Here is a 24,669-nt window from a genome sequence, read left to right on the forward strand (position 1 = left end):
CGGCCACCGTGCGCTTCGCGAAACCACCCGTCCGCAGCCCGATGTGTCCGCGGCGCCGCCGCCCTACTCCAGCCCGGCTCTGTCCATCAGCGTCCGCAGCGCCCCAGCCCTACTCCTGCCCGGCCGCGTCCAACCGAGTCCGCACCACCGCCGCCGCGGAAGCATCGCGCGCGAACACGAGCCGCGCTGTCTCCACCGACGACAACACCCGCCCCGCGGATCCCACGAGCGCGGCCCGGCCCGCCACGGTCGGCTCGGGCAGCAGCGCATTGAGCAGCAGCACGCGCGCCACATCCCCTGCCCCCTGCGCTTCCCACCGCGAATCCGTGTCCCACTCCAGCGTGCCCACCGCGACGAGCGCGGCCTCGGAGGCATGGCTCAACACATTCCACGGGGTCCCGGCGGCCCGCCATCCCCCACCGTCCTCCGGCCACACCGCCACCAGCTCATCCGCGAGCACCGTCCCTCCAGCCTCGCGCCAAAGCCCGCCCAGGGTGCTCTTGCCCGCGCCAGAGGCGCCCACGAACAACGCGGCCCGCTCACCCCAGGCCAGTCCCACGCCGTGGATCAGCAGCCCCCCGCGCTTCGCCAGCGCCGAGGCGAGCATCACCTTGAGCACCGTCTCCACCGGGAACCGTCCGGCGCCGGTGACGTCCGCGTGGGTCCGGTCCGCGGAAAGCACCGCCGCGTAGTCCTCCCCTTCCACCCGCAACGTCCCCGACACGCCAGGCTCCAACCGGGGCAGCTCCCGGACGGCGGGCGGAGGTCTCGAAGTCGAAGGGGCCCGAAGCATGAGCCGGGCATCGGCGGAGGCGCCGGCATCCGGAGCCAGGAACGCGCCGAACACGCGCCGCAGCACCGAGGCGAGCGCACCGTCCTCCACGTCCAGCGCCACCGTCCACCCGGCGAGGGTGACCCGGAGCGCGGCGTCACGGGGACCCGGCGACGGGCCCCCGCTGTTCACGGCACGCACTCCGATTCGCCGGGGATGTTGCACGCGGAGATCTGCGCCAGCGCGACGAAGGGCTGCTCCCACAGGATGGCCGGCGGCACGTACACGGCCGGCGTGGCCAGAGCAGGCTTCGGGACGGAAGGCGCCACGTGAAGCTGGGGAGGTCGAGCGCTCATGGGAAGGGCACCGGGAAGGCGCAGATGCGACCATCCGCCGAACCGACGTGCAACCGGCTCACGGTGTGGTCGACGGTTGGCGTGCCGACATCCTGGGCGGGGCCGAGCGACACCTGCCCCGAATCAACACCGGTCTCCAGCTCCAACTGGTGCACCTTGCCGTCCGAGCTGCCGACGTAGATGCGCACCACGCCCCCCTGGTTGAGGGAGAAGGTGCCGGACGGCCCCGCGATGGGCGTCTTCCACAACTTCACGGGGACGTTGTTCGTGCCCATCTCCCAGCGCTCCACGGAGCCGTCGGAGAGGCTGGCCAGGAAGCCCCGGCCCAGCGGACGCACGAAGTGGGTGAACGCGGCCGCCGTCGGCTGCGCGGCGAGGGACACCGTCCACACCGTGTCGAGCGTGGCGGGATCCAGCCCGTACACCTTGCCGTCCTGGGCGGTGACGAGGATCTGGTTGGACGTGGCGTTGCGCACCACGCCGAACTCCAGGTCTCCCAGCGCCCGCCGTCCCAGCTCCTGGCCGTTGAGGCTGTTGAGGACCCGCAGCGTGCTCGTGCTGCCCACGCCCGTCTTCGTCCCGACGTAGAGCCGGTTCGTCGTGTAGTCCACCAGCATGCCGCCGCTGATCATCCCCAGGTCATTGGGCCGGTAACTCCAGATGAGCGCGCCCGTGGCCGCGTTCAGCGCGACCACCTGGTTCTGCGCGGCGGAGGACACGCGCGTCGCGAAGATGGCCAGATCCACGTTCGAGAACACCGCCCGGTATGCCGGGTTCGCGTAGTCGAGCAGCTGCGTGACGGGGAACGAGCTGATGTTCCCCAGGCCAATCGTGGTGTTGCGCCACAGGAACTCGCCCGTGGCCGCGTTGATCACCGCCGGGACACCGGCCTGGTCGCCCACCACGAGGAACTGCTGCCCCGGCCGGCCCAGCAACGGAACCACCGGGAAGCGGCTCCCCACCTTGCCCGACAGCTTCACCGGCCGGAAGCGCTCCGCGCCATCCTCTGCCGGGTTGGCCGAGCTGGTGAGGCTGCCCACCACCGAATCGTTGAAGGAGCTGAAGATGCCCTCGCCCAGCGCGGTGACGGGCTGGAACAACGAGGACAATCCCACCGAGTAGCACCACAGCGGCTGCCCCGCCGTCCGGGCGCGCGGCGTGGCCAGCAGGCCCAGCGAGGTGGGCTGCGTGCCCGGGCCATACCGGCGCGCGTCGTCCGCGTTGAACACGCGGTAGACGTACGTCGTGCCGTTCGTGGCGGAGGTGTCGGTGAAGCTGGAGGCGGAGCTGAACTCGTCCGAGTAGACCACGGTCGCGTTGCCCAGCACATCGCCCACCGCGTACTGCGTGCCACTGACGGGCACGGTGTTGGGCGCCGTCGTCCCCTGCGCGCGCAGCACCAGGGTGCCGCCGTGGTTGAAGGGGTTGTCCCACGTCAGCGTCACGCTGCCATCGCGTGCCACGCCGGTGACACGCTGGACATCCGGCGCGCTCGTCACCGCGAGCAGCGTCATCAGCGCGTTCACGTGGATGCGCGGATCGTTGTAACCCTGGTTCAGCTCCAGCCGGTGGCGGAACGCCGTGTCCCCGGTGACGGCCGTGAAGCCCGAATAGGTGACGCGGAAGGTGAGCTCTCCGCCCGGGGGGATGCCCTCGCCGGAGTCCGACTCCCAGAGGAAGTACGCGTCGTCGTAGTACAGGGTCCAGTCATTCACCTGCTGCGGCCCGGACGCGGCGATGGCGAAGTAGTTCACCGCCGGCTTGAACAGCTTCACCTCGATGAGCGGCTGCGGCCCTCGGTTCTGCACCGTGTACGCGACCGTGACGTTCGTCGCCGCGGTGGACACCGCCTCGTGGCTAAGCCGCACGCGCTGCTGGACGATGCGCCCCTTGCGAGCGGTCACCAGATCGCTGACCACCGCCGCGCCATTGAGCGTCGCGTCCGCCTGCACCTGGAACTGGTAGCTCGCGCCGGGCGCGCCGGACACCTGGTAGCGCCACGTGAACTGCGCGGAGGCCCCCGGGGCCAGCTGCGCCACCGTCTCCGGCGAAGGCCCGGCCACGAGGGTCGCGGTCGCGTTGCCCACCAGCACCGGCGCGCGCGGGTGCGCGTTCGCGTACGTGTTCGCGGTGGACGTGTTGAGCAGCGTGAGGCGCAGCGTCACCTGCTCGTCGGCGAACGCATCCACCACGTCCATGTCCGCCGCCGCGACGAAGGCGCCCACGTCCACCATCGGTGAGTCCACCAGCGGCGCGGTGACGGTGCCCGTCGTCGCATGCGCGCGGACCCGGGCCGCCACCGTGCCGGCCGCGGTCGGACGCACGTTGATCACGAAGACGCCGGCGCCCCTCAGCGGCACCGTCTTGTTGAACGGCGCTTCCTTGGTCAGGGTCGTGAGCGGCACCGCGCTCGTGGACGTAGGGTTGTCCACGGTGAGCGTCCCCGTGTTCGCGTTGGTGCGGTTCTCCACCACGACGCGGGCCACGGCGGCCCCGTTGGTCGCCAGCCCGCGAGGCGTCATCGTCACCGTGGAGGACAGGCTGGAGCGCGTCCACGAATAGGTGGCCAGATTGATGGTGTAGCCCGTGCCATCGCACTGGTCACGTCCATAGGTCCCCGCCACCAGCCGCTCATTGGCCTTGTCGTTCGCGCGGTCCAGCGGGGCCACCACGCTCAGCACGAAGCGCGCGCTCTCGCCCCGCGCCAGCCCCCGTTCCGCATCCTCCGAGCACCCGACGACGGACTGGAAGGTGAGCCGCCGCGAAGGCGCGTCGAAGTATTCGATCTTCCAGTCCGGGGTCTCCGCCGCGGGAAGGCCGCCCAGGAACTGGTAGCCGTCCGGCAGCACGAAGGACACCTCCGACAACCGGGAGTTGTCATACGTGGCCGAGGCCGTGTTCGTGACCTCCACGACGAGGTCGGACGCTTCGTCCATCACCACCCGCGCGACGGTCTCTCCCGCCGACGGCACCATCCGGGCGGTCCAGGTCTGGGAGAAGCCCACCGCGGGCAGCAGCACGCCGGCGAGGAGCGCGAGGGTTCGCAGGTTCATGGCGGCGCTCACGTCACGGCTCCAGGGTGAAGGTGGTGGTGGCGAGCTGCACGCCGTCCAGGAAGAAGCGCGCCTGCCACGTGCCCGTCATCCGCGACGAGGTCACCAGCGTGCCCGCCACCGGCAGCGAGAAGCGCAGCGTGCGGGACTCCTCCGGCGGAGCCTCCACAGTCTGGCCCTGCTTCTCGTACGGCCGCCCGGTGGGCGAGATGAACTCCACGTCCACCTGGCCCCGGCCCCGGACGCCCCGGACCACGAAGTCCACGTCCACCTGCTCCACCTGGGACAGGCCCACCGGCCCGGACGCGGCGCCCACCACCTGCGCGCTCCCGGACGGGGGCGGCGCTTCCACCGGAGACACTTCCTCCGCCACGGGCGCATCGGGCGGAGGCCGGGCCACGCTTCCGCCGCCGCTCAGCACGTCCGTCGGCTCCAGCGGTCCAGCGTTGTCACTTCCCTGCCCCGGCGTCACGGCCGGAGGCGGCCGGGGAGCCACACCCTCCGAGCACCCCGACAGCGCCACCACACCCGCCAGCACGGCCACGAGCCCCCGCATCATCGAACCTCCCGAGGCGCGGCACCGGCCGGCGCGCGCACTTCATCCACCAGACCCCGCCGCTGCAATTCCGTGAGGAAGCGCAGCGTGTCGGCCAACACCGGGCCCACGTCGGTTGAAAACTCCCGGGCCACGGCTTCCGCCACCGCCCGGGCCGTGCTCTGGCCGTCACACAACGCCCAGATGCGCGCCGCCGTCGCGTTGAGGCCGCGCAGGGTGCGCCCCTCCGCGTCCAGCACGAGGAAGTCCGCCCCGAACCACTCGCCCGAAACACCCGCGCGGCGGCGGGGAATGCTGGCTTCCGCGAAGCTCATGAGCGGCCCGTCCTTCCCAGCCACGTCGCCAACTGGCGCTTCACCGTCGCGCGCCACCGGCCCAGAAGACGGGGGCCCACGTCCCAGCGCTCCATCTCCAGCACCGCGCCCCCACGGCGCACGCGCCGCGCCTTCCCGAGGATACGGAAGACAGGCAGCGGCGGATCTTCGCCCTCGCCATTGTCCCCGCGAAGCGCGCACACGTCGCCGTCACACCAGCGCACCCGGTGCAGCACCAGCGAGGACTCGAAGCGCGCCAGCACCACCTCGCCCGGACGCGGCGCCTCCACCAGCGGCTCCACCTCCGCCACGTCACCCGCGCGCAACGACGGCCACATGCTGTCCCCATCCACGGGGATCCAGCGCGGGCCATTGATCACGGATGCGGTGCGGGGAACGCTCGCCATCGGAGACCGAATCTACTCCAGCCTCTCAACGCTCGCGAATCCTTGGAGCCTCAATCCTCCAGCGATTCCCGGGACTTACGATGCTTAACACCTTTACTCCGGGACTTTCAGGGAAGACAGGCCGGCCGTCTGCCCTCCGACCCGGTGCGCCGGGTCGGAGGATCAGCGGCGGATCATCCCTGCGGCGCCACTGGCGGTGCCGCCGGCTGGGCGCGCAGGGTCGTGCCCACGCTGTCCAGGGCGACCGGGATGAGATCTCCACCCGCCATCGGCTTGAGCTTCGCCTGCCCGCTGCCGAGTTCGTTGCCGCCCAGCACCAGGGAGAAGCGGGCGCCGGATTTGTCCGCGCGCTTCATCTGGCTCTTGATGCTGCCGCCGCGCGTGTCGATCTCCACGTAGAAGCCCTCGCGGCGCAGGCGGCTGGTCAGCGCCAGCGTCGCGTCCTGGCAGGCCGCGTCCTGATCCGCCGCGACGATGAACAGGTCCGGCTGGGCGGTGAACGTCTTGCCACCCTCCTTCAAGAGGAGCACCAGCCGGTCCAGGCCCATGGCGAAGCCCACGGCGGGCACGTCCGGCCCACCCAGGCCCTTCATCATCTTGTCGTAGCGTCCGCCGCCACCCACGGTGCTGGCGGTGCCCAGCGCGGGGTGCGACGCGATGAACTCGAAGACGGTGCGCGTGTAGTAGTCCAGGCCGCGCACCAGCCGGTGGTTCACCACGTAGCGGATGCCCAGCAGGCCCAGCTTGCGCTGCAGGTCGTTGAAGTGCGCGCGGCACGGCTCGCACAGGAACTCCAGGACGTTGGGCCCGGCTCCGGCCACCGCCTGGCACTTCTCGTTCTTGCAGTCGAGCACGCGCAGCGGGTTGCGCTCCAGCCGCTGCTGGCAGTCCGCGCACAGCTCTTCCCGGTGCGCGTTGAGGTACTCCACCAGCTTCGCGTGGTAGGCGGGCCGGCACGCGTCGTCGCCCAGCGAGTTGATGTTCAGGGTGACGTCCTGGAGGCCCAGCGCTTCCAGGAACTGCACCACCATGTCCATCAGCTCCGCGTCCTGCGCGGGCTCCTTCGCGCCGTACGCCTCCGCGCCAATCTGGGAGAACTGGCGGTAGCGGCCCGTCTTCATCCGCTCGTAGCGGAACATGGGCCCCATGTAGAACCAGCGCGACACCGGCTCCGCGTTGCTCACCGAGTGCTCGATGTACGCGCGGGCCGCGGGCGCGGTGCCCTCCGGACGCAGGGACAGGCTGCGGCCGCCCTTGTCGTCGAAGGTGTACATCTCCTTGCCGACGATGTCCGTCTCCTCGCCCACGCTGCGCACGAAGAGGGCGGTGTCCTCCACCATGGGCGTGCGCACCTCGCCGTAGCCGAAGCGGCCGAACAGCGTGCGCGCGGTGCCTTCCACGAACTGCCAGACTTCAATCTCGCCGGGCAGAAGGTCGTTCATCCCCTTCACGCCGTTGATCTTCTGACTCACACGATCTCCCCGATGCGCGTGCCCAGGCGCACCACCGCTTCGGGCTGGAGGCTTTCGTCCCAGCGCACCCGCTTCGGCTCGAAGCAGAGGATGACGGTGGAGCCCATCTCGAAGCGGCCCAGCTCCCCACCCTTCTCCACCGGGATGCCCGCGCCGTAGCGGTGCACCTTGCCCGGCTGGCCCAGGTGGGTGGTGATGTCCTCGTAGGACGCCTTGATGCGCGACACGCACGTGGCGCCCACCTTGACCACCGCCACCTTGCCGGCGGGCGTGTCCAGGTACGTCACCAGCCGCTCGTTCACGCAGAACAGCGACTGCTTGTTCTTCACCGACGCGGGGTTCACCGGCCAGAACTCACCCGGGATGTACGCGTACCCGGTGATGGTGCCGCCCAGCGGCGCGTGGATGCGGTGGTAGTCCCGGGGCGACAGGTAGATCGTCGTCCAGGCGCCGCCGTGGAAGGGCTTCGCGGCCTGCGCGTCCCCCAGCAACTCGTCCACCGTGTACTCGATGCCCTTCGCCTGGAGGCACCGGCCGTTGTCCGAGTAGCCCACCTGGGACACCCGGCCATCCACCGGCGACACGACGACGTTCTTGCCCGGGTCCACCGGGCGCAGGCCCGGCTTGAGGCCGCGGGTGAAGAACTGGGCGAAGGTGGGGTAGCTCTCGAAGGCGTGCTCCGCCTCCGCCATGTCCACGTTGTACGCCTTGGCGAAGGTGCGCATGGCCCAGTGGTGCACCGGCGCCGGCGCGGGCAGGCGCGTGGCCAGGCCCACCGCGGAGGACACCGCCGACTTCGGCAGCACACGCATCAACTTCATGAAGGTCTGTTCGTTCATCGAAGGTCGTCAGTCACGAAGGGAAAAGAGGTTCAACGGCCAGCGTCCTCGGGAACCAGGCCGCCGTCCGCGTAGCGCTTCACGGTCCGCATCCCGCTGGTGGGTACCAGCGAGAGCACGCGGCCGTCTTCAACCAACACGTAGGTGTCCACATGGCTGGGGAACTCCAGCCGGCAGGCCGTCCGGTCGCTCAGCGTCCAGCCATCCCGCATCCCCCGCCCCTGCACCTCGACGGGCATGGCGCGCTGGAAGCAGCCCCGGAAGCCCGCCCCCAGCTCGGAGGCAGGGGTGCCCACCTGGGGGCCGCTCATCCCCGCGTCCCCCAGCCCGGCGTCCACCGGCGCCTCCTCCGGAAGGGTCTCCGGCTGCACGATGCTTGTCTGGGAGGGGTCGGTGGTGGGCAGTTCCCGGGCGCTCTCCACCGCGCGCTGCTGCTCCGCGGCCACCGCCATCATCCGCGTGCGGCCCTCGTCGATGCGGCGCAGGAGGTCCTGCGACGCGGCGGAGTCCACGCTGTCGGCGGGCACGCGCTGCAGCAGCGCTTCAATCTCCCCTGTCGCCGGGTCCAGGTACGCGTCGTCCAGCTTCTGCGCGTACAGCGAACTCCAGCGCTTCGTGGCCTGCTCGTATTCGGGTGACGGCGGCTCAGGAGCGCGACGGCACCCGGACGCACCGAGCACGAACAGGAGGGCGGCGAGACCAAGGCCCATGACGGGCCGCATCGGACGGAGGACCTGGGGACGCACAGCCCCGGTTTATGCCACCTTCCGCCCGGTTGCGCCGCTTTTCCGTACCGGGGGCGTCAGGTCCTCAGACGCCCAGGAACAGGCGCTTGCCGAAGTTCAGCGCGAGATCCGCGTCGAAGATCTTCTGCGCGGACGTCTCGATGTCGTACTCCACGCGCAGGTACTCCACCGTGCGAGCGTCCGTGTCGCAGATGACGAAGCAGGCCCGGTTGTCGTAGTCGCGCGGCTGCCCCACGCTGCCCACGGAGACGATGTACTTGTAGCCCTTGCGCAGCACGAACTTCTGGGCCACCACGTCGTTCACCTCGCCGTTGCCAATGGCGAATGCCCGGCACAGGTGGCTGTGGCCGATGAACGTCACTTCCGGCAGCTCCGCCACGTACGGCGTCAGCTCCCGCGCCTGCTCCAGCGCGAAGATGTACTCGTACGCCTTCGGATCGATGGGCGAGCCGTGGCAGAAGCCCACCTCTCCAATCCGGTACGTGTACGGAAGGCTGCGCAGCCAGGCCAGGTTCTCGTCGGAGAGGACGTTGGCGCTCCAGTCGAGCGCGTGCCGGGCGGCGTCGTAGTAGTACGAGTAGTCCATCCGGCCAGCGACCGCGGCGTCGTGGTTGCCCAGCAGCGTGATCTCCGCCACCGAGCGCACCAGCTCGCAGCACGGGTTGGGCGACGCGCCGTAGCCGACGATGTCCCCCAGCGACACGAAGCGGTCCACCTTCTGGTGCTCCGCCACCCTCAGGACCTCCGTGAGGGCCTCGATGTTGGAGTGGATGTCGGAGATGACGGCGATGCGCATGGGGAGCCTATGGGGAGGTCTGCTGCTGGGAGATGATGCGCCGCAGGCTCGCCAGCGCGTTCGCGTCCAACGCTTCGAATCTCAAGCCCATGCCCGGAGGCCGACCGACCGGCTGCTCGCCTCCGCGCAACCACACGACGGTCGCCTCGGCACGCAACGCCGCGTCCGTCTCCTGCGACAACCGCACCTGCGCACGCGAACCCTTCGCCAGGGGGGTGCTCGTCCGCAGGAAGAGGCCGCCCTCGCTCAGGTTGGAGATGCGTGCATACAGGGTCACGTTCTCACCCTCGCACCAGCAGCGCAGGTGGGTGCCAACCCGCGCGTGCTTTCGGTTTTCGCTCAACCCGTAACCTCCCGACATGGGCCTTTCCACCCACGGTCGGGCTGAAAAAGGGTGGCCATGCCGGATTTATTCATCCACTGCGTTCGGGCGAGCCTAGGAAAGGTGGGAGCGACCCGTCAAGTTCCACACCGGGTCGCCCGTATTTCCCGGCCGCCTGGAGGGCTTCAGCCCAGGGGGCCCAGGTCGTCGAAGTGGGTGAGCTTCTTGAATTCGGCGAAGCGAGCGTGGATCTCCGGCCGCTGCACCTCGCGCAGGCGCTCCAGGCTGAACTTCTCCACGGTGAAGGAGGCCATCACGCTGCCCATGACCATGGCCTTGCGCAGAAGCGGCCCGTCCACCTTGTCGGAGGCCGCGGTGGCCAGGGTGCCCATGAAGCCACCGGCGAAGGTGTCACCCGCGCCGGTGGGGTCGAACACCTCCGACAGGGGGAACGCCGGGCAGGCGAAGATGTGGTCGTGGTCGAAGAGGAGCGCGCCGTGCTCGCCGCGCTTGATGACCACGCGCGAGGGGCCCATGGCCAGGATGGCGCGGGCGGCCTTCACGACGTTGTGCTCGCCGGACAGCTGGCGCGCCTCCGCGTCGTTGATGAAGAGCAGGTTCACGCGCTGGAGCGTCTTGAGGAGCGCGGGGCGGCTGCCCTGGATCCAGAAGTTCATCGTGTCGGCGGCCACCAGCTTGGGCGCCTTCACCTGGTCCAGCACGCGCGACTGGAGCTCCGGGTGGATGTTGCCCAGGAAGACGTAGGGGGTCTCCCGGTACGCCTGCGGCAGGTTGGGCGAGAAGGACTCGAAGACGTTCAGCTGGGTGTCCAGCGTCTGCGCCTCGTTGAGCTCCCAGCCGTACTTGCCCTTCCAGCGGAAGGTGCGGCCGGCCTCGCGGGTGAGCCCCTCCAGGTCGATGCCGCGCCCGCGCAGGAACTGGAGGTGGGCCTCCGGGAAGTCCTCGCCCACCACCGCCACCAGCTGCACCGGCCCGAAGAAGGACGCGGTGGTGGAGAAGTAGGTGGCCGAACCGCCCAGCACGTCATCCTTCTTGCCGAAGGGCGTTTCCAGCGAGTCCAGCGCGATTGAACCGACGACGAGAAGGGACATGCGGGCTTCCTGGGGAGTGACCGGGCGCGAACGGCTTGCGTCAGGGCACGGCGCTTCGTGAAGGGAAACCCCGTGCCCGTGCCGGGTACGACACCTGCCCCGCAAGGTCAAGGGGACAAGGGATACCCGGGGGCCCGGAGGGGCCCGGGCCTAGAGCGCGGGGATGCCCGTGGTGACGATGAGGGACTTCAGGTCGTCGTCGGTGAAGAAGAAACCCGCGCCGAAGAAGAAGTCGCGGCCGGCGATGAGGCGCTTGGTGGCCGTGTCGCGCTGCTGGGCGTTGATGATGTCGTCCATGCCCGCCACCACGAACAGATGGTCGAACGCCTGGGCGCGCAGCGTGGCGCGCAGGCGCGGGTATCTCAGCTCGTCCGCCGTGAAGTTGAAGGCGTCCATCTTCAGGGTGAGCGCGTCGTTGAAGAAGTGCAGGTCCGCGCCCACACCGCCCGTGGATTCGATGAAGCCCACGCGCAGCGTGGTGAAGTAGTAGCGCTTGGCGAACTGGAGGCTGAGCTTGAAGGACTCCTTGGTCACCTTCTGCGTCTGGATGACCGGGTCCCCTTCCGAGGGCGGGTTGGTCTGCACCACCTGCGTGCTCACCGAACCGCGGGGGTCGTCGATGATCTCCAGCAGGTAGTACTTGTCCGGCCTGGTGATGAGCCGCAGCGACAGGCCGTTCTTCGACGCGCCCTGGGACACCAGGTACTGGCTGACCAGGCTCACCTCTGTCTGGATGTTGGTGAGGCGGGTGGCGAAGTCGGAGATGTCGGTGACGGCCTCGTTGACGCGCTGACCCAGCTGCTCGTCGGTGAGCAGCGCGCCCGCGGCGCCCTCGCCGTCCTTCACCTTGCGGGTGATGTCCTCCAGGTTGGCGAGCGTGTTGTCCAGCCGGCCCAGGGTCTGCTTGAGGCTGGAGACGCTCTCCTTGAACTCCCCTTCCCCGCTGCCCACGATGTTCTTGACGGTGCCCAGCACCTCGCGAACATCCTTGGTGATCATCTCCACGTTGTTGACGATGCGGCCCACGTCCGCACCGTTGCTCTGGGTGATGGCGCGCACATCGGAGGACACGCCCTCCACGTTCGCCATGATGGTGTCCAGGCGGTCCGTGTTGCGGCGCACCGTGGCGTCCACGGAGTCCGACAGGCGCACCATGTTCTCCACGATGCGCTCCAGGGAGCCGGCGCCCTTCTCCCCGCCCAGCACCTCGCGCAGCGCGCCCGTCACCTGCTGGATGTCGGAGGTGATCTGCGACAGGGACTCGAACACCGCCTCCACGCCCTGCGTGTCGATGACGCGGCGGATCTGCCCGCCGTTCTCCATCGCGGGGGCCTGCTCGGTGCCGGGGTTCAGGTCCAGGAGGTAGTCGCCCAGGAGCGACTCCGAGCGCTTGGTGACGGCGGCGTCCTGGCGCACATCCACGCCCTTGCGGATCTTCAGCCAGACCTTGGCGCGGGTGCCCTCCAGAGTGATGGCGCTGATCTCTCCCACCGGGATGCCGGCGATCTGCACCCGGCCGCGCACGGCGAGGCCGGAGGCGTCCCGGAAATAGGCCCACACCTGGGTGGAATCCCGGTCGCTCAACCCGCCCTTGGTGGCGAACAGCACGAACGTGATGAGGAATGCCCCGGCGGCGATGACCAGCAGGCCCACACGGAAGGGCGTGACGAGCTTCTTCACCTGATGTGACTCCGAGCGCTACCGGCCGCGCGCGACTCTAACGATTTGCATGCCGGGTGCCAGCTTTTCATGTGGGACGGGAATTCTTGCGGTCCCTAGTTCTTGCCGAACCACGTCTGGAGGAAGACCTGGACGGCGGGCTGCGTGGACTCGCGCAGCTGTTCCGGGGAGCCGTTCTCCACGATGACGCCCTTGGAGAGGAAGGCAATCTGATCCGCGACGTTGAAGGCGGAGGCGATGTCGTGGCTGATGACCACGCTGGTGACGCCCAGCTCCTTCTGCGCCGTGAGGATCATCTCATCCACGGAGTCGGTGGTGATGGGGTCCAGGCCGGTGGTGGGCTCGTCGTAGAGGACGACCTTCGGGTCCAGCACGACGGCGCGCGCCAGGCCCACGCGCTTGCGCATGCCGCCGGACAGGTCCGCGGGGAAGCGGTTCTCCACCTCCGGCTTGAGGCTCATCAGGTCCAGGCGCTTGCGCACCTTCTCCCGGATGGCGTCCTCGGAGAGGGAGGTGTGCTGGCGCAGGGGGAAGGCGACGTTCTCGAACACCGTCATGGAGTCGAAGAGCGCGGCGGCCTGGAACACCATGCCGAAGCTGCGGCGGACCTGCTGCAGGCCCTGCACGCTCATGGGGACGATGTCCTCCCCGTCGACGATGACCTTGCCGGAGTCGGGCTTGAGCAGGCCGATCATGTGCTTCATCAGCACCGTCTTGCCAGAGCCGGACCCGCCCAGGATGACGCAGGTGCTGCCCGCCGGCACGGTGAGGTTGATGCCGGTGAGGACCTTGGTGGAACCGAAGGTCTTGTGCAGGTCCACGATGTCGATCATCGGCTTCGTCGACCCGGGGGACGAGGGCCGGGCCGAGGGGGAGTCCGGCGGGCCCATCAGTGCATCATCATGCCGACGATGAAATCGAGGATGAAGATGGCCAGGGCGCTGGCCACCATCGCCTCCGTGGTGGCCTGACCCACGCCCTTGGCGCCACCAGAGGCGTTGTAGCCCTTGAAGCAGCAGATGAGGGCCACGGCCAGGCCGAAGATGGCGCCCTTGAGGAGGCCCTCATAGATGTCCGAGGGCGCCATCCACTGCTGGGTGCGCGACAGGAAGGTGCCGGGGGAGATGCCGAGGCCGAACACCGCGACGATGTAGGCGCCCGTCATGCCCGTGGTGTTGAAGAGCATGGTGAGCGCGGGGACCATGAACAGGCCCGCGAGCACCCGGGGCACCAGCAGGTACTGCACCGGGTTGACGGCCATGGTCTCCAGCGCGTCCACCTGTTCGGAGACGCGCATGGTGCCCAATTCCGTGCACATGGCGGAGCCGGCGCGCATGGTGACCATCAGCGCGGCGAACACCGCGGACAGCTCCCGGGTGAGCGTCAGGGCCACGGTGGGGCCCACCAGGCTTTCGGCGTCGAACAGGGCGAAGGCGGTGGACGTCTGGAGGGCGAACACCATGCCGGTGAAGCTGCCGGTGAGCCCGACGATGAAGATGGAGCCCACCCCCACGAAGTCCAGTTGGGTGAACAGGTTTTGCAGGCGGTAGGGGCGCCGGACGCTCCAGCGGAAGACGTCCAGGCCCAGGGCGACCACGCCGCCAATGGTGGCGACGACGTCGATGAGGCCCTTGCCGAAGCCCTCCACCGACTGGACGAAGGCGCCGGTCAGGCGGTTCGGTTTGCTGGGGGTCTCGGTGGTCATGCGTTCAGGCCGGCTACTCTACGTGCCCCCGCCGCGCGCACAAGCGAAGTCCCTTGTCGGGTTATCCCACCCCCACCGCCATGGTTGGTTGGCAGGGGGCCGCGCGCGTGGCGGACAGGTGGGATGCGATGGGGCTTCCTCCTCCAGGGGCTGGCCGTTATGTTCCGCGACCCTTTTCCTTCCACGCCCGGCGCGCCCCTCTTCGGGGAGTTGCCGGGCCAGAGCGAAACAACAGCATGGCTACCCTGAAGGTCGGCGGCGAGGTGGATTCCCTCTGCACCCGCTGCAAGATGTCTCTCGCTCACACCATCCTGGCGATGGTCGGTCCGAAGATCGCACGCGTCCGCTGCAACACGTGCAACGGGGAACACGCGTTCCGCGGCAAGCCCGGCACCACGGACCGTCCCACGAAGGCCGCCACGGCGAAGGCCGCGCGCGCCGCCAGCGGCACCACGCGCACGACGCGCTCGGAGAAGGTGGTCATCTCCTTCGATGATCAGCTCGCGGGCAAGGACATCGCCAGCGCGCCCAAGTACAGCCCCAAGGACACCTACCGGGTGGATCAGGTCATCCACCACCCGACCTTCGGCGTCGGGTTGGTGACCGCGGTGCGCGGCGACAAGGTGGACCTCACCTTCCGCTCCGACACCAAGACGCTGGTGCACGGCCGTGGCGGCGGCGCGCCGGCGGACCGGCCCGCCTTCAGCCCGCCCTCCAAGATGAACTCGGGCCCGGCGGACAAGCCCATGGCCGAAGTGCCCATGGACGAGGAGCTGCCCGAGGTCGCCATCCTTCCCTCGGATGAGGAGCTGGACAACGCCGCGCCTGCCGAGGATTGACCCGAAGGCAGGAGCGGCGGTCAACTGCTAGACGGGTTTTCCCGTATGCGTCCGCCGCTCCTCCTCGCAGTCCTCCTCTGGGTGTCGCTCGCCGCCGTGGCGCGGGCGGAACCGCCCGAGGTGGAAGCAACACCCGGGCGCGTGGTGCTCGGGCAGGACCTGGCCGTGGTGGTGCGGGTGCGGGTGCCGAAAGGCGCTGGCCCCGTGCGCGCGGCGGCCTCTTCCGGCACCTGGGAGGCGACGCGGGTGGAGGGCGGCGCGGAGCGCGTCTTCCGCTGGACGCCGCCGCCGGTGCGCCATCCGCTGTGGGCGGTGCTCGCCTTCTGGGTGGAGGACGGCCGGCCCCCGGAAGTCACCCCCGTGAGCATTGCCCTGCTGGGACGCACGACGCTGGACGTGTCCACCGCGCCGGGCGCGGAGGTGGTGGTCGTCGTCGGTGACGCGCGCTTCGGTCCGGTGAAGGCGGACGGACGGGGCCGCGCGCAGGTCCCGGTGGAGGTGCCTCCGGATGCGAAGGAGGCGCGCGTGCTCGCGACGCGGGGCACGCTCACCACGGACCGCAGCGCCCCGTTGTCGGTTCCTTCCGAACGCCCGCTGGTCGCCGCGCTCACGCCGGATCCGCTGTCGCCGGAGGACGGGGGCTGGCTGATCCTCGCGGGCACGGAGGGCCCGGTGCCGCCCTCGGAGCTGGAGGTCGCCGCGGAGGGCGCCACGGTGAAGGCCGAGCCTCCAGCGAACCGGGCGCGCTTCACGGTGCGGCCGGGCGAAGGAGCCACGCGCGTCTCCGTCACGGTGCGCTGGCGCGAGGTGGATCCCACGGTGGAGCCCACCTCGAAAGCGGTGCGGATCCAGGCCGGCGTGCTGCCCGCGCGGCCACGGCCTCCGGAACACGTGGAGGTCACCGCGCCCGCCTCCCCTGCCCTGCCCCCGCTGGCCGAGGCTCCGCGCGGGGGGGACAAACGGCTGTCATTGTTCCTGTTGGGCGGCGTCACGTTCGCGAGCGGCGCCAATGGCGGACCGCTGCTGTCATTGGGTGTCTCCGTTCCCCTGCCTGTCTGGAATGGACGGCTGGCGGCGGAAGCCGAAGCAGGGCTTCGCTACGCGACGTTCGATGTGCAAGAGGATGGCGTGCATTCGCGCGTGTGGGGCATCCCCCTGCTTTTGTCCGCGCGGGTCACCCTTTTCCAGCATGGTTCCTTCCGACTGGACGGACGAGCAGGCGGAGGAGTGCTGCCTTTCAGCCACCGGCTGTCGGTGAAGGCATCTCAGACCGCGGACGGCTTCCCGACGACCGAGGATGAGAGCAGAGTCGCGGCCATGGGATTCCTGTCCGCGCAGGGTGCGTATGACATTGGCCGCTGGAGCGTCCTCGCGGAGGTGCGCGCCGCGCTCGCTCCCGTGGAGACCGAACTCCTGCGGGCCGAACTGGGTGGCGTGTCCGTGTCCGCGGGGCTGAGGTTCACCCCGTGAAGCGCGCCGCGCTCGCGCTCTGGGCCGTGCTGGCGTGGGCCTGTTCGGGAGGCTCATCCTCGCTGCCGCAGCCCCGCATCCTCTCGGTGGAACCGGACACGCTGCTCGTCAACGCGAAGGACGAGTCCCTCACCGTGCGCTTCGAGGCGCGCTACGCCGTGTCCGTGGATTACGGCGAGGAGAAGGTGAACACCCGCGTGACGGCGACGGGCACCGTCTGGGTGGATGAGAAGGAAGCGGCGGTGACACACTTCGATCCTTCAGGCGTCGTCGTCGTGACGGTGCCCCGGGGGCTGGGCGCGGGCGCGCACGCGGTGAAGCTGCGGCTGGACGACGGGCGGGAGGCGGAGAACGAAGGAACCCTCACCCTGAAGCCTCCTGGAAAAGACAAGGAAGCGGAGCCCGAAGAGGAGTGGGACGCCGGGGTGCTGATCGCCTTCGACGCGGGCGTGGAGGATGCGGAGGTCGACGCGGGCTCCATGGAGGACGCGGGGACGCCAGGGGATGCGGGATCCGATCCGGATGCCCCCATCCTCGCAGGCGACATCACGGGCTTCACGTTCGACGCCATCGAAGGCGCGCGCACGAGCCGCCTGTCCTTCACCATCACCGTGCGCGCCGAAGGCCCCCGGGCCGCGCACTTCGACGGCTCCGTGGAGCTGACGTCCTCGCGAGGCAAGGTGACGCCCACGAAGATCGGCCCCTGCGACAACGGCGTGTGCGCCGCCATCGTCACCGTGGACGCCACCGAGGGCCCCGTGCAGCTCTCCGCGCTGGACAGCTACGGCGTGGGCGGCACGTCCAACAGCTTCATGCTGAACCACTACCAGTAGACGCTGCCCCGCTCACCCGGCAGCGCGCAGAAGCTCCAGGGCCCGCAGCATGTCCGGAGGCAGCGGGGCTTCCACCGCGCGCGCTGGGACGCCCGGCAACGCCGGCCACTCCACGCGGGCGGCATGCAGCGGAGTACGCACCAGCACCTCCTGCGTCCCCTGCCCTCCCAGCTCTCCTTCCGTGAGGGGCGCCTCGCGACCGTACTGGTGGTCCACGAGCAGCGGATGCCCCAGGGCCAGCAGGTGCACGCGAATCTGGTGCGTGCGCCCCGTCACCGGCTCCGCCTCCACCAGCGAAGCCTGGGCGAAGGTCTCCACCGGCCGCACCCGCGTGCGCGAAGGCTTCGCGTCCGGTTCCTCCGGCCGGGCCACGCGCATGCGGCCCTTGCGGCCCGCCACCAGGGGCGCGTCCACCCACTGCGGCGCCTCCAGCCGGCCCTCCACCAGGGCCCGGTAGCGTTTGCGCACCTTGCCTGCCTCGAAGGCCTGGGAGAGCGCGCGGTGCACCGCCGCGTCCAGGGCGAAGACGAGGACGCCGGACGTGTCGCGGTCCAACCGGTGCACCACGAACACCTTGCGGCCCAGCTGTGCCTCCAGCGTGTCGCGGAGGCACGGGCCGCCTTCCCGGCCAGGGATGACGAGCACGCCGGCCGGCTTGTCCACCACCATCACCCCCGCGCCGTCGAAGAGGATGCGGGCACTGCTGCTCACTCGTACTCCGACGCCGGCACCACGGTGATGGGGCCCAGCCCTTCGAGCAGCGGCTTCACCTCCGACGCCTTGCCCAGCACGACGATGACGGGCGCGTCCGCGAAGGCGTACTTCTTCGCCACCCGGGCCACATCCCTGGGCGTCACCGCGCGCAGCCGGTCGCGGAACTTCTCCACCCAGTCATCCCCCAGGCCGTGGATGCGGACATCCCCGATGACGGACGCGACGGACTCGTTGGTCTCCGTGCGCAGCGGGTACAGGCCGGCCAGGTAGCTCTGCGCGTCCTTCAGCTCGCGCGGCTTCAGGCCGCCGTCGCGCACGCCGTGGATCTGCTCCAGCGCCACGTCGATGATCTCCCGCGTGGAGGCCGTCTTCGTGAACGTGGACAGCGCGAACACGCCGCCCGCGCTCATCGTGTCGAAGTAGGAGCTGACGCCGTAGGTGAGGCCCCGGTTGACGCGGATCTCGTTCATCAGCCGCGACGTGAACCCGCCGCCCAGCGCGATGTTCATCGCCGTCGCCGGGAAGTAGTCCTCGTGGCCCAGCCAGAAGCCCGGGCCGCCCAGGCGCACCTGCGACTGCGTCTGGTCCGGCTTGTCGATGAGCAGCACCTGCCCGGCCTTCGCCAGCGGCTCCTGCTTGCGAGGCAATTCCGTGGGCGCGTCCGGTCCGCCCGTCCAGCCGGCGAACGCACGCTCCGCCTCCGCGGCCACCGTCTCCGGCGCGATGGCGCCCACCACCGTGAGCATCGACACGCGTGGGCCCGTGCGTTCAGCGTGGAAGCGCACCACGTCGTCGCGGGTGAACGTGGACACGGTGCGCTTGATGCCGCCCAGGTCGCGCCCGTAGGGGTGGTCTCCCCAGAGCACGCGGCTGAAGGCGCGGTCGGCGATGGCGGAGGGGTCGTCCAGGTCGTTGGCGAACTGCGCCAGCGCGCGGTCCCTCGCGTCCAGCACCTCCTGCTCCGGGAAGGTGGGCTCGCGCACCACCTGCCCCAGGACATCCAGCATCGCGGAGAAGTGCTCCGCGGGCGTCGTGAGGTAGACGGACAGCACGTCCTCGTTGACGCCCGCGTAGAGGCTGGCGCCCACGAACTCCACGGCCTCGCTGATGGCGTCGGCATCCAGCTTCTGGGTGCCCCGGCGCATCAGCCGCGCGGTGAAGTCCGCCAGACCGTCCTTGCCCGGCGGATCCCACACGCCCCCCGCGCGCATGATGAGCCGCACGGAGATGAGCGGCAGCGGGCCGCGTTCGGCGGCGATGACCTTCAGGCCGGTGGACGTGGTGCTCTCATGCAGCTCCGGCAGCTTCAGCGCGCTGGTGGCCGCCGGCTGGGGCACCAGGGTCAGCTTCGTCTTCTTGTTCCTGGCGGGCTTCGAGCGCGCCGGGGCCTTGGCGCGGACGGCCGCGACCTTCTTGCGGGCGCTGGCGGCCGGTTTGCGCACGGCCTTGGCGGCCTTGCGGACGGTCTTCTTCACGGAGGCGATTTTTCGGGTGGCCATACGCGGGAGGGGTTTCCTCGCGGGACGCTTCAAGCGTCCGCGTCGTCGCCGGGCTCGATGGCGCCGGCTTCGGGCTGGAGGGTGACCACCGAGCGACGCTCGGGGGCGAAGTACTTCGCGGCGACGGCCTTCACCTGCTCCGGCGTCACGGATGCGTAGAAGGTCGGCAGGGACAGGCCTTCACGCCAGTCGCCCAGCAGGGCCTCATAGTGGCCCAGGGCGTGGCCCCGGCCACTGTTGGTGGACAGCTCGCGCAGGTGATCCGCGCGCAGGTTGTTCTTCGCCTTCTGGAGCTCCTTCTCGGTGACACCCTCGCGCGCCAGCTTCTCCAGCTCCGCGTACAGCAGGGCCTCCACCTTCGCCGGCTCCGAGTCCGGCTTGAGCTCCAGGTAGAACATCACGGTCCCCGGATCGATGCGCCAGCTCCAGTCGAGCATCACCGACACGGCGGCCTTCTGCTCATACACCAGGGACTTCACCAGCCGGCTGCCCTCGCCCTTGGTGAGGATGTACTGGGCGACGTCCAACACCAGCGTGTCCTCCTGGCTGGCGGAGGGGCCCCGGAAGCCGATCATCACCGACGGGGACTGCGCGGGGTGGCGCACCACGGCGCGGCGCTCGCCCTTCTGCTCCGGCTCCGCGTTGATCACCGGCAGCGGCGACGGTCCGCGCGGGATGTCGCCGTAGTAGCGGCGCACCAGCGCGAGCGTCTTCTTCGGGTCGATGTCCCCGCAGATGTAGAGCACCGCGTTGTTGGGCGCGTAGTACGTGCGGAAGTACTCCTGGCAGTCCTCGCGGGTGATGTTCTCGATGTCCGCCATCCACCCGATGACGGGCCAGCGGTACGCGTGCGCCTTGTAGATGAGCGTCCCCAGCTCCTCGTCCATCATCCCGGGGATCTCATTGTCCACCCGGACGCGGCGCTCCTCCTTCACGACCTCGCGCTCGCTGGCCAGGGTCTTGTCGGAGATGCTCAGCGAGCGCATCCGGTCCGACTCCAGGTCGAGCACCGTCTCCAGCGCGTCGGCGGAGAAGTCGTCGTAGTACACCGTCATGTCGTTGGACGTGTACGCGTTGGAGCGGCCGCCGTTCGACTCGAGCGTCTTGTCGAACATCTTGGGGCCGTACTTCTTCGCCCCGTTGAACATCATGTGTTCGAACAGGTGGCTGATGCCGGTGATGCCGGGCCGCTCGTTGCGGCTGCCCACCTGGAAGAAGGTGTAGAGGCTCACCACCGGGGCCTGATGGTTCGCCAGCAGGCGGACCTTCAGACCGTTGGGCAGCGTTGCCTCGTGAACGTCGAAGAGGGCGTGGAGGATGGGGTCCACCGCGCGCGCGGGGGACCGCGGGGATGCCTTGGCCATAGGTGCCCCACCGTAACCACGGCGGGCCTAGAGATCCACGACACCTTCACGCAGGGCCATCACCACCGCGTCCACATGGGAGTTGACGCCCATCTTCCGGTAGATATGCGACAGGTGCGTGCGCACCGTCCGGCGCTCGAGCGTCATCACCTGCCCCACCTCCGCGTTGGACAGGCCCTTGGCCACGTAGCGCAGCACGTCCAGCTCCAGGGCGGACAGCCCCCAGGGAATCTCCGCGGGCTTCTGGGCGGGCTTCGCCTGGACGGACTGGAAGTAGTTCCAGAAGCGGCGCGCGATGATGGGCTCCAGCACCGTGCCGCCCGCCATCACTTCCTGGATGGCGGAGCGGATCTTCTCCGGCCCCACGCGCTTGACCAGGTAGCCGGACGCGCCGGCCTGGATGGCCTCGTAGACCTTCTGCTCCTCCTCGAAGGACGTGAGGATGAGGATCTCCACCTCGGGGGCGCGGCGCTTGACCTTCTGGGTCACCTGGATGCCGTGCATGCTCGGCAGCTCCAGGTCCAGCAGGACGAGCTGCGGGCGTTCCCGGACGATGTCCTCCACCGCCTGTTCGCCGTCCTGCGACGTGCCCACCAGCTCCAGTTCAGGGAAGGTGCTCAGGGCCTTGAGCAGGTTGCGCAAGAGCTGCGGTTGGTCCTCGACGACGAAGATGCGCGTGCGCTCCACGTTCACCGCCTGGTGGGGGGAGGCTGGAACTGTTCCTCCAGCTTCTGGTGCTGGCCCCGCGAGAAGCGGAGCTGGAAGTCCTTGCGCTCGCCCGTGGACAGCGCGACCACGCGGATGTCGCGCGTGCCGACGCGGACCGGGAAGTTCACCAGCGGCGTGGTGCGGCTCACCCGCGCGCCGTCGATGTAGACCCGCGCCGGAAGGTTCGTGCGCAGCGTGAGGAACGCGCGCTGGGCCTTGGCGGGCACCGCCGGTTCGCTGCCGTCCCCCTCGTCCTCCTGGTCCTCCAGGTCCTGGGAGGTCGCGGAAGGGGGCGGAGCGGGCGGCGGCGGCGCGATGGGGCGCAGCTGGGTGGGGCGGGGGCTTGCCGGCGCCCCCGCCACGGGCGCGTTCGGATCGTACCGAGGCAGGGGCGGCGCCGGGGGGACGGTGTCCAGGCCCAGCCTCCACACGGCGACGGCGAAGATGAAGAGGCCCACCCCAGCGATGCCGGCGCAGATGAACAGCAGGCGCTTGCGGCGCGCCACCGTGTCCACCGCCTGCATGCGCGGCGTCTCCACCGTGTCGAAGCGCTGGGCCACCGGCAGGTGCCGGTCGGACGGCGCGGGCACCGCCATGTCGGAGCGCCAACCGCCATCATCCCGGCCCTGGGCGGCGGCGCGGCGTGACGCTCCGCTGCCGGGTTCGGCGGGAAGGGCCTCGGTGGGCTCGGCGCGGCCCCGGCGCTCCTGGCGGGGCGGCTCCACGCCTTCGGGGCTCCGGTTCGCACCCGGCGGGGAGGCTCCAGCGGGCGGAAGGGCCAGGGTCTCCTGGACGGGAGAGCGGCCAGCGGCACCGCGCGCGGGGCGCAGGGCCGCGCGCCGTTCGGAGGGCGCGGGCGCTTCGTCCGAGCCCAGCGGCGGCGGCGTGGAGAAGTCCTCCACCACCTTCATGCGCGGATTGCGGCCGACGCGCGTGCCCGAGTGCCCATCCGCGCCCCCCTGCGGCGTGACCTGACGGCGGGACTTCTGCGCGAGCACGCCCGGAGGCGCATCCCAGCCCTGCTCCAGGGGACCCGCGTGGGAGGGGTCGGTGGCGCGCCCTTCCCTCGCGGCGGGCGAAGGCTCGGTGTACTGCGGGCCGTCGTCATCCGGATATGGATCCGGCGCGAAGTCCTCCGGGCGGAACTCCCCGAAGGCGGGCGCGGCCTCCTGCGTGCTGGCGGACGCCTCCTCCTCCGTGGGCGGACGGGTGTACGGCATGCGCTGGACGATGGACGCCTCGTGCTCCTCGGCGTGCAGGTCCTCCATCTCCGCGCCGGAGATGGGCTCCAGTTCGAAGGGCTCCGCGAACGGCACGGGGCCGGGCACGGCGATGCTCACCTCGTTGGGGAACAGCTCCGACACGAAGCGCGCCACGTCCTCCGCGCCGGGCAGACCGCCGCCCGTGGACAGGAAGTTGCGCAGGGCCTGGGCGAACTCGCCGCACGAGCGGAAGCGCCGCTGGGGCGCGGGGTCCAACGCGCGCATCACCGCCGGATCCAACCGTGAGTTGATCCGCCGGTCCAACCGGCTGGGGGGCGGCAGGGCTTCGCGGCGGGTGCTCACCCCACTGCCGGGCACCACGGCCTCGCGCAGCGTGAGCAGCTCGTAGGCGATGGCGCCCAGCGAGTACACGTCGGACGCCTCCGTGGGCGGCTCGCCGCGCGTCACCTCCGGCGCCCGGTACGCGCTGCGGCCGCGATGCGCGAAGGTGCGCTTGAGCTGGGGCACGGAGAGCAGCGCCTGGAGCGCGCCAAAGTCGCAGATGGCCGGGTAGCCTTCGCGGGACAGCAGCAGGTTGCCGGGGGTCAGGGCCCCGTGGACGACGCCCGCGTCGTGGGCCAGCTGCACCGCGTCCAGCAACTGGATGACGATGGACAGCGCCACGGTGGGCGGCAGCAGCACTTCCTTCGTGTTGAGGCGCTGGAGCGCGACGCCCAGCGTGAAGCCATCCACGTCCTCACGCACCACCGCGAGTCGCTGGCGCACGAAGCCCAGGTCCACGACGTGGAGGATTCCCGGGTGGCGCACGGGCTGGAGCCGCCGGACGGTCTCCGCCAGTTGGCGGGCATAGGCGGGGTCGGAGGTGCGCTGCAGGAACAGCTTCACCGCGACGGGGAGCGTGGGAAGCAGCAGGGCCTCGTACAGCTCCGCGAGGTCCCCCGCCTCCGTGCGGCCAATGAGTCGGTACATCCCGCTCATCGCGTCTTCCGCGCCGTCTTGGCGGCGGACCTTCGGGGACGGCGGGTCACGGCGGCGAACACGAAGCCGCACCACACGCACGACTCACCGCGTCGGCCCCGGGGAAGCTCCAGGGTGCACCCGGGGCAGCGCGGCCGGGCGCGGCCCACGCGGGCGGTGGCGGCGGAGACGCTGGGGCGGGAGCGGACGGGCGGGGGCTTGCGAGCCTCTAGGAGCAGGCGGGCTTCCAGGCGACGCACCCGGTCTTCCAGCGCGGCGATCCGTGCGGACAGTCGCGTGTGGAGGTCCTCGGCGGGGGCCGGGGATGGTCGGGAGGAGCGCATCTGGGGCAGAGCGTGCCAGCCCCGTGCGAAGCCCGCAAGGACGGGGCGGCCGGGAGCCCTGCGTGTTATGTCTTGCGGTCCCGTGCCGTCCATCCTCTCTCCCACCAGGCCCATCCCGGGCGGACCCTCCGTGGATCCGCTGCACGGGAGCTTCCGTTCCTCCATCAACCGGGAGCGCGCCGACGAAGCCGCGCACCGCGCCCACGAGCTGCTCACCGACGAGGTGCTCGGCCGGCTGCTGTCCACGCCCCGGGAGCCCGCGGCCCAGGTGCCACGCGCGCGGGAGGTGTTCGTCAACCGCAACCTGCGCATGGACCACGTCGAGCTCATCGGGTTCGACATGGACTACACGCTGGCCATCTACCACATGCGCCGGCTGGAGCAGTTGTCGTTCGACATGACGATCGCGAAGCTGATCAGCGAGTACGGCTATCCGCCCTTCATTGGTGGCCTGCTCTACGACCACCACTTCGTGATGCGTGGGCTCGCGGTGGACCGGGTGAACGGCAACGTCCTGAAGATGGATCGCTTCGGGCACGTGGGGCGCGCGTACCACGGCCTCAGGCCGCTCAAGCGCGAGGCGTGGAA

The 24,669-nt window shown here is 70.1% G+C and carries 24 protein-coding genes; 4 read left to right on the top strand and 20 right to left on the bottom strand.

The features are described from left to right. Nucleotides 1–109: 109 nt before the first annotated feature. The 15 genes from OV208_RS10540 to OV208_RS10610 all read right to left on the bottom strand — a co-directional run bounded on the left by OV208_RS10540 (nt 110) and on the right by OV208_RS10610 (nt 14,130). On the bottom strand, nt 110–964 hold the full coding sequence (locus tag OV208_RS10540) for a hypothetical protein (RefSeq protein WP_267573702.1): 855 nt from the start codon (nt 962–964) through the stop codon (nt 110–112). Beyond that, nucleotides 961–1,128, bottom strand: coding sequence for a hypothetical protein (locus OV208_RS10545; RefSeq protein WP_267573703.1), 168 nt, complete (start codon nt 1,126–1,128; stop codon nt 961–963). The genes OV208_RS10540 and OV208_RS10545 overlap by 4 nt, the downstream gene beginning before the upstream one ends. Further along, nucleotides 1,125–4,181, bottom strand: coding sequence for a PQQ-binding-like beta-propeller repeat protein (locus OV208_RS10550; protein WP_267573704.1), 3,057 nt, complete (start codon nt 4,179–4,181; stop codon nt 1,125–1,127). The genes OV208_RS10545 and OV208_RS10550 overlap by 4 nt, the downstream gene beginning before the upstream one ends. 13 nt (nt 4,182–4,194) lie before the next feature. Then, on the bottom strand, nt 4,195–4,740 hold the full coding sequence (locus OV208_RS10555) for a hypothetical protein (RefSeq protein ID WP_267573705.1): 546 nt from the start codon (nt 4,738–4,740) through the stop codon (nt 4,195–4,197). Continuing rightward, nucleotides 4,737–5,051 (bottom strand): PqqD family protein, encoded by a 315-nt coding sequence (locus OV208_RS10560; protein ID WP_267573706.1) that lies wholly within the window; start codon nt 5,049–5,051, stop codon nt 4,737–4,739. The genes OV208_RS10555 and OV208_RS10560 overlap by 4 nt, the downstream gene beginning before the upstream one ends. After that, the gene (locus tag OV208_RS10565; RefSeq protein WP_267573707.1) at nt 5,048–5,458 is read right to left on the bottom strand and encodes a S24/S26 family peptidase; all 411 of its coding nucleotides are present in this window, start codon (nt 5,456–5,458) and stop codon (nt 5,048–5,050) included. Before OV208_RS10565 ends, OV208_RS10560 begins: the two co-directional genes overlap by 4 nt. Before the next feature lie 173 nt (nt 5,459–5,631). Beyond that, nucleotides 5,632–6,900, bottom strand: a complete 1,269-nt coding sequence (gene hisS / locus OV208_RS10570; protein ID WP_267573727.1) for a histidine--tRNA ligase — start codon at nt 6,898–6,900, stop codon at nt 5,632–5,634. Between the two features lie 26 nt (nt 6,901–6,926). After that, the gene (gene asd, locus OV208_RS10575) at nt 6,927–7,769 is read right to left on the bottom strand and encodes an archaetidylserine decarboxylase (RefSeq protein ID WP_267573708.1); all 843 of its coding nucleotides are present in this window, start codon (nt 7,767–7,769) and stop codon (nt 6,927–6,929) included. 32 nt (nt 7,770–7,801) lie between these two features. After that, entirely contained in the window at nt 7,802–8,479 is a 678-nt protein-coding gene (locus OV208_RS10580; protein ID WP_267573709.1) for a hypothetical protein, read from the bottom strand. A gap of 100 nt (nt 8,480–8,579) precedes the next feature. After that, on the bottom strand, nt 8,580–9,311 hold the full coding sequence (locus OV208_RS10585) for a metallophosphoesterase family protein (RefSeq protein ID WP_120535203.1): 732 nt from the start codon (nt 9,309–9,311) through the stop codon (nt 8,580–8,582). Nucleotides 9,312–9,318: 7 nt separating this feature from the next. Beyond that, complete coding sequence (locus OV208_RS10590) at nt 9,319–9,654, bottom strand: TIGR02266 family protein (protein ID WP_120541833.1); 336 nt, start codon at nt 9,652–9,654, stop codon at nt 9,319–9,321. A 164-nt stretch (nt 9,655–9,818) separates the two neighbouring features. Continuing rightward, on the bottom strand, nt 9,819–10,745 hold the full coding sequence (locus OV208_RS10595; protein WP_267573710.1) for a PfkB family carbohydrate kinase: 927 nt from the start codon (nt 10,743–10,745) through the stop codon (nt 9,819–9,821). A 150-nt stretch (nt 10,746–10,895) separates the two neighbouring features. Continuing rightward, the gene (locus tag OV208_RS10600; RefSeq protein WP_267573711.1) at nt 10,896–12,425 is read right to left on the bottom strand and encodes an MlaD family protein; all 1,530 of its coding nucleotides are present in this window, start codon (nt 12,423–12,425) and stop codon (nt 10,896–10,898) included. Between the two features lie 95 nt (nt 12,426–12,520). Further along, nucleotides 12,521–13,258, bottom strand: coding sequence for an ABC transporter ATP-binding protein (locus OV208_RS10605; protein WP_267573712.1), 738 nt, complete (start codon nt 13,256–13,258; stop codon nt 12,521–12,523). Nucleotides 13,259–13,314: 56 nt separating this feature from the next. Continuing rightward, nucleotides 13,315–14,130 (bottom strand): MlaE family ABC transporter permease, encoded by an 816-nt coding sequence (locus OV208_RS10610; RefSeq protein WP_267573713.1) that lies wholly within the window; start codon nt 14,128–14,130, stop codon nt 13,315–13,317. A gap of 236 nt (nt 14,131–14,366) precedes the next feature. On the opposite strand from OV208_RS10610, the gene OV208_RS10615 reads away from it, so the two are divergent. Genes OV208_RS10615 through OV208_RS10625 form a run of 3 tightly spaced genes read left to right on the top strand, consistent with a single transcriptional unit; the run spans nt 14,367 to nt 17,272 of the window. Further along, nucleotides 14,367–14,969, top strand: coding sequence for a hypothetical protein (locus OV208_RS10615; RefSeq protein WP_267573714.1), 603 nt, complete (start codon nt 14,367–14,369; stop codon nt 14,967–14,969). A gap of 45 nt (nt 14,970–15,014) precedes the next feature. Beyond that, entirely contained in the window at nt 15,015–16,439 is a 1,425-nt protein-coding gene (locus OV208_RS10620; RefSeq protein WP_267573715.1) for a hypothetical protein, read from the top strand. Beyond that, entirely contained in the window at nt 16,436–17,272 is an 837-nt protein-coding gene (locus tag OV208_RS10625; RefSeq protein ID WP_267573716.1) for a hypothetical protein, read from the top strand. The genes OV208_RS10620 and OV208_RS10625 overlap by 4 nt, the downstream gene beginning before the upstream one ends. Nucleotides 17,273–17,284: 12 nt before the next feature. Here OV208_RS10625 and OV208_RS10630 read toward each other — a convergent pair whose 3' ends face one another. The 5 genes from OV208_RS10630 to OV208_RS10650 are packed head-to-tail and all read right to left on the bottom strand — an operon-like array spanning nt 17,285 to nt 23,758. Then, complete coding sequence (locus OV208_RS10630; RefSeq protein ID WP_267573728.1) at nt 17,285–17,941, bottom strand: RluA family pseudouridine synthase; 657 nt, start codon at nt 17,939–17,941, stop codon at nt 17,285–17,287. Nucleotides 17,942–17,979: 38 nt separating this feature from the next. Then, nucleotides 17,980–19,485, bottom strand: coding sequence for an insulinase family protein (locus tag OV208_RS10635; RefSeq protein ID WP_267573717.1), 1,506 nt, complete (start codon nt 19,483–19,485; stop codon nt 17,980–17,982). 29 nt (nt 19,486–19,514) lie between these two features. Further along, on the bottom strand, nt 19,515–20,849 hold the full coding sequence (locus OV208_RS10640; protein ID WP_267573718.1) for a M16 family metallopeptidase: 1,335 nt from the start codon (nt 20,847–20,849) through the stop codon (nt 19,515–19,517). A 27-nt stretch (nt 20,850–20,876) separates the two neighbouring features. Then, nucleotides 20,877–21,536 carry a response regulator gene (locus OV208_RS10645; protein WP_267573719.1) on the bottom strand — a complete coding sequence of 220 codons (660 nt, stop codon included), beginning with the start codon at nt 21,534–21,536 and terminating at the stop codon, nt 20,877–20,879. Between the two features lie 2 nt (nt 21,537–21,538). Next, on the bottom strand, nt 21,539–23,758 hold the full coding sequence (locus OV208_RS10650; protein WP_267573720.1) for a serine/threonine protein kinase: 2,220 nt from the start codon (nt 23,756–23,758) through the stop codon (nt 21,539–21,541). Between the two features lie 390 nt (nt 23,759–24,148). On the opposite strand from OV208_RS10650, the gene OV208_RS10655 reads away from it, so the two are divergent. Continuing rightward, on the top strand, nt 24,149–24,669 hold a 521-nt coding region (locus OV208_RS10655), incomplete at its 3' end, for a 5'-nucleotidase domain-containing protein (protein ID WP_324291368.1).

The organism is Corallococcus sp. bb12-1, assembly GCF_026626765.1.
In the GTDB taxonomy this organism is placed as follows: domain Bacteria; phylum Myxococcota; class Myxococcia; order Myxococcales; family Myxococcaceae; genus Corallococcus; species Corallococcus terminator.

What these genes read in the sequence shown, in the direction of transcription:
- OV208_RS10545 (WP_267573703.1), bottom strand. Translation starts at nt 1,128, where the DNA reads ATGAGCGCTCGACCTCCCCAGCTTCACGTGGCGCCTTCCGTCCCGAAG.
- OV208_RS10550 (WP_267573704.1), bottom strand. Translation starts at nt 4,181, where the DNA reads ATGAACCTGCGAACCCTCGCGCTCCTCGCCGGCGTGCTGCTGCCCGCG.
- OV208_RS10555 (WP_267573705.1), bottom strand. Translation starts at nt 4,740, where the DNA reads ATGATGCGGGGGCTCGTGGCCGTGCTGGCGGGTGTGGTGGCGCTGTCG.
- OV208_RS10560 (WP_267573706.1), bottom strand. Translation starts at nt 5,051, where the DNA reads ATGAGCTTCGCGGAAGCCAGCATTCCCCGCCGCCGCGCGGGTGTTTCG.
- OV208_RS10565 (WP_267573707.1), bottom strand. Translation starts at nt 5,458, where the DNA reads ATGGCGAGCGTTCCCCGCACCGCATCCGTGATCAATGGCCCGCGCTGG.
- hisS (WP_267573727.1), bottom strand. Translation starts at nt 6,900, where the DNA reads ATGAACGACCTTCTGCCCGGCGAGATTGAAGTCTGGCAGTTCGTGGAA.
- asd (WP_267573708.1), bottom strand. Translation starts at nt 7,769, where the DNA reads ATGAACGAACAGACCTTCATGAAGTTGATGCGTGTGCTGCCGAAGTCG.
- OV208_RS10580 (WP_267573709.1), bottom strand. Translation starts at nt 8,479, where the DNA reads ATGGGCCTTGGTCTCGCCGCCCTCCTGTTCGTGCTCGGTGCGTCCGGG.
- OV208_RS10585 (WP_120535203.1), bottom strand. Translation starts at nt 9,311, where the DNA reads ATGCGCATCGCCGTCATCTCCGACATCCACTCCAACATCGAGGCCCTC.
- OV208_RS10595 (WP_267573710.1), bottom strand. Translation starts at nt 10,745, where the DNA reads ATGTCCCTTCTCGTCGTCGGTTCAATCGCGCTGGACTCGCTGGAAACG.
- OV208_RS10605 (WP_267573712.1), bottom strand. Translation starts at nt 13,258, where the DNA reads ATGATCGACATCGTGGACCTGCACAAGACCTTCGGTTCCACCAAGGTC.
- OV208_RS10610 (WP_267573713.1), bottom strand. Translation starts at nt 14,130, where the DNA reads ATGACCACCGAGACCCCCAGCAAACCGAACCGCCTGACCGGCGCCTTC.
- OV208_RS10615 (WP_267573714.1), top strand. Translation starts at nt 14,367, where the DNA reads ATGGCTACCCTGAAGGTCGGCGGCGAGGTGGATTCCCTCTGCACCCGC.
- OV208_RS10620 (WP_267573715.1), top strand. Translation starts at nt 15,015, where the DNA reads ATGCGTCCGCCGCTCCTCCTCGCAGTCCTCCTCTGGGTGTCGCTCGCC.
- OV208_RS10630 (WP_267573728.1), bottom strand. Translation starts at nt 17,941, where the DNA reads ATGGTGGTGGACAAGCCGGCCGGCGTGCTCGTCATCCCTGGCCGGGAA.
- OV208_RS10635 (WP_267573717.1), bottom strand. Translation starts at nt 19,485, where the DNA reads ATGGCCACCCGAAAAATCGCCTCCGTGAAGAAGACCGTCCGCAAGGCC.
- OV208_RS10640 (WP_267573718.1), bottom strand. Translation starts at nt 20,849, where the DNA reads ATGGCCAAGGCATCCCCGCGGTCCCCCGCGCGCGCGGTGGACCCCATC.
- OV208_RS10650 (WP_267573720.1), bottom strand. Translation starts at nt 23,758, where the DNA reads ATGAGCGGGATGTACCGACTCATTGGCCGCACGGAGGCGGGGGACCTC.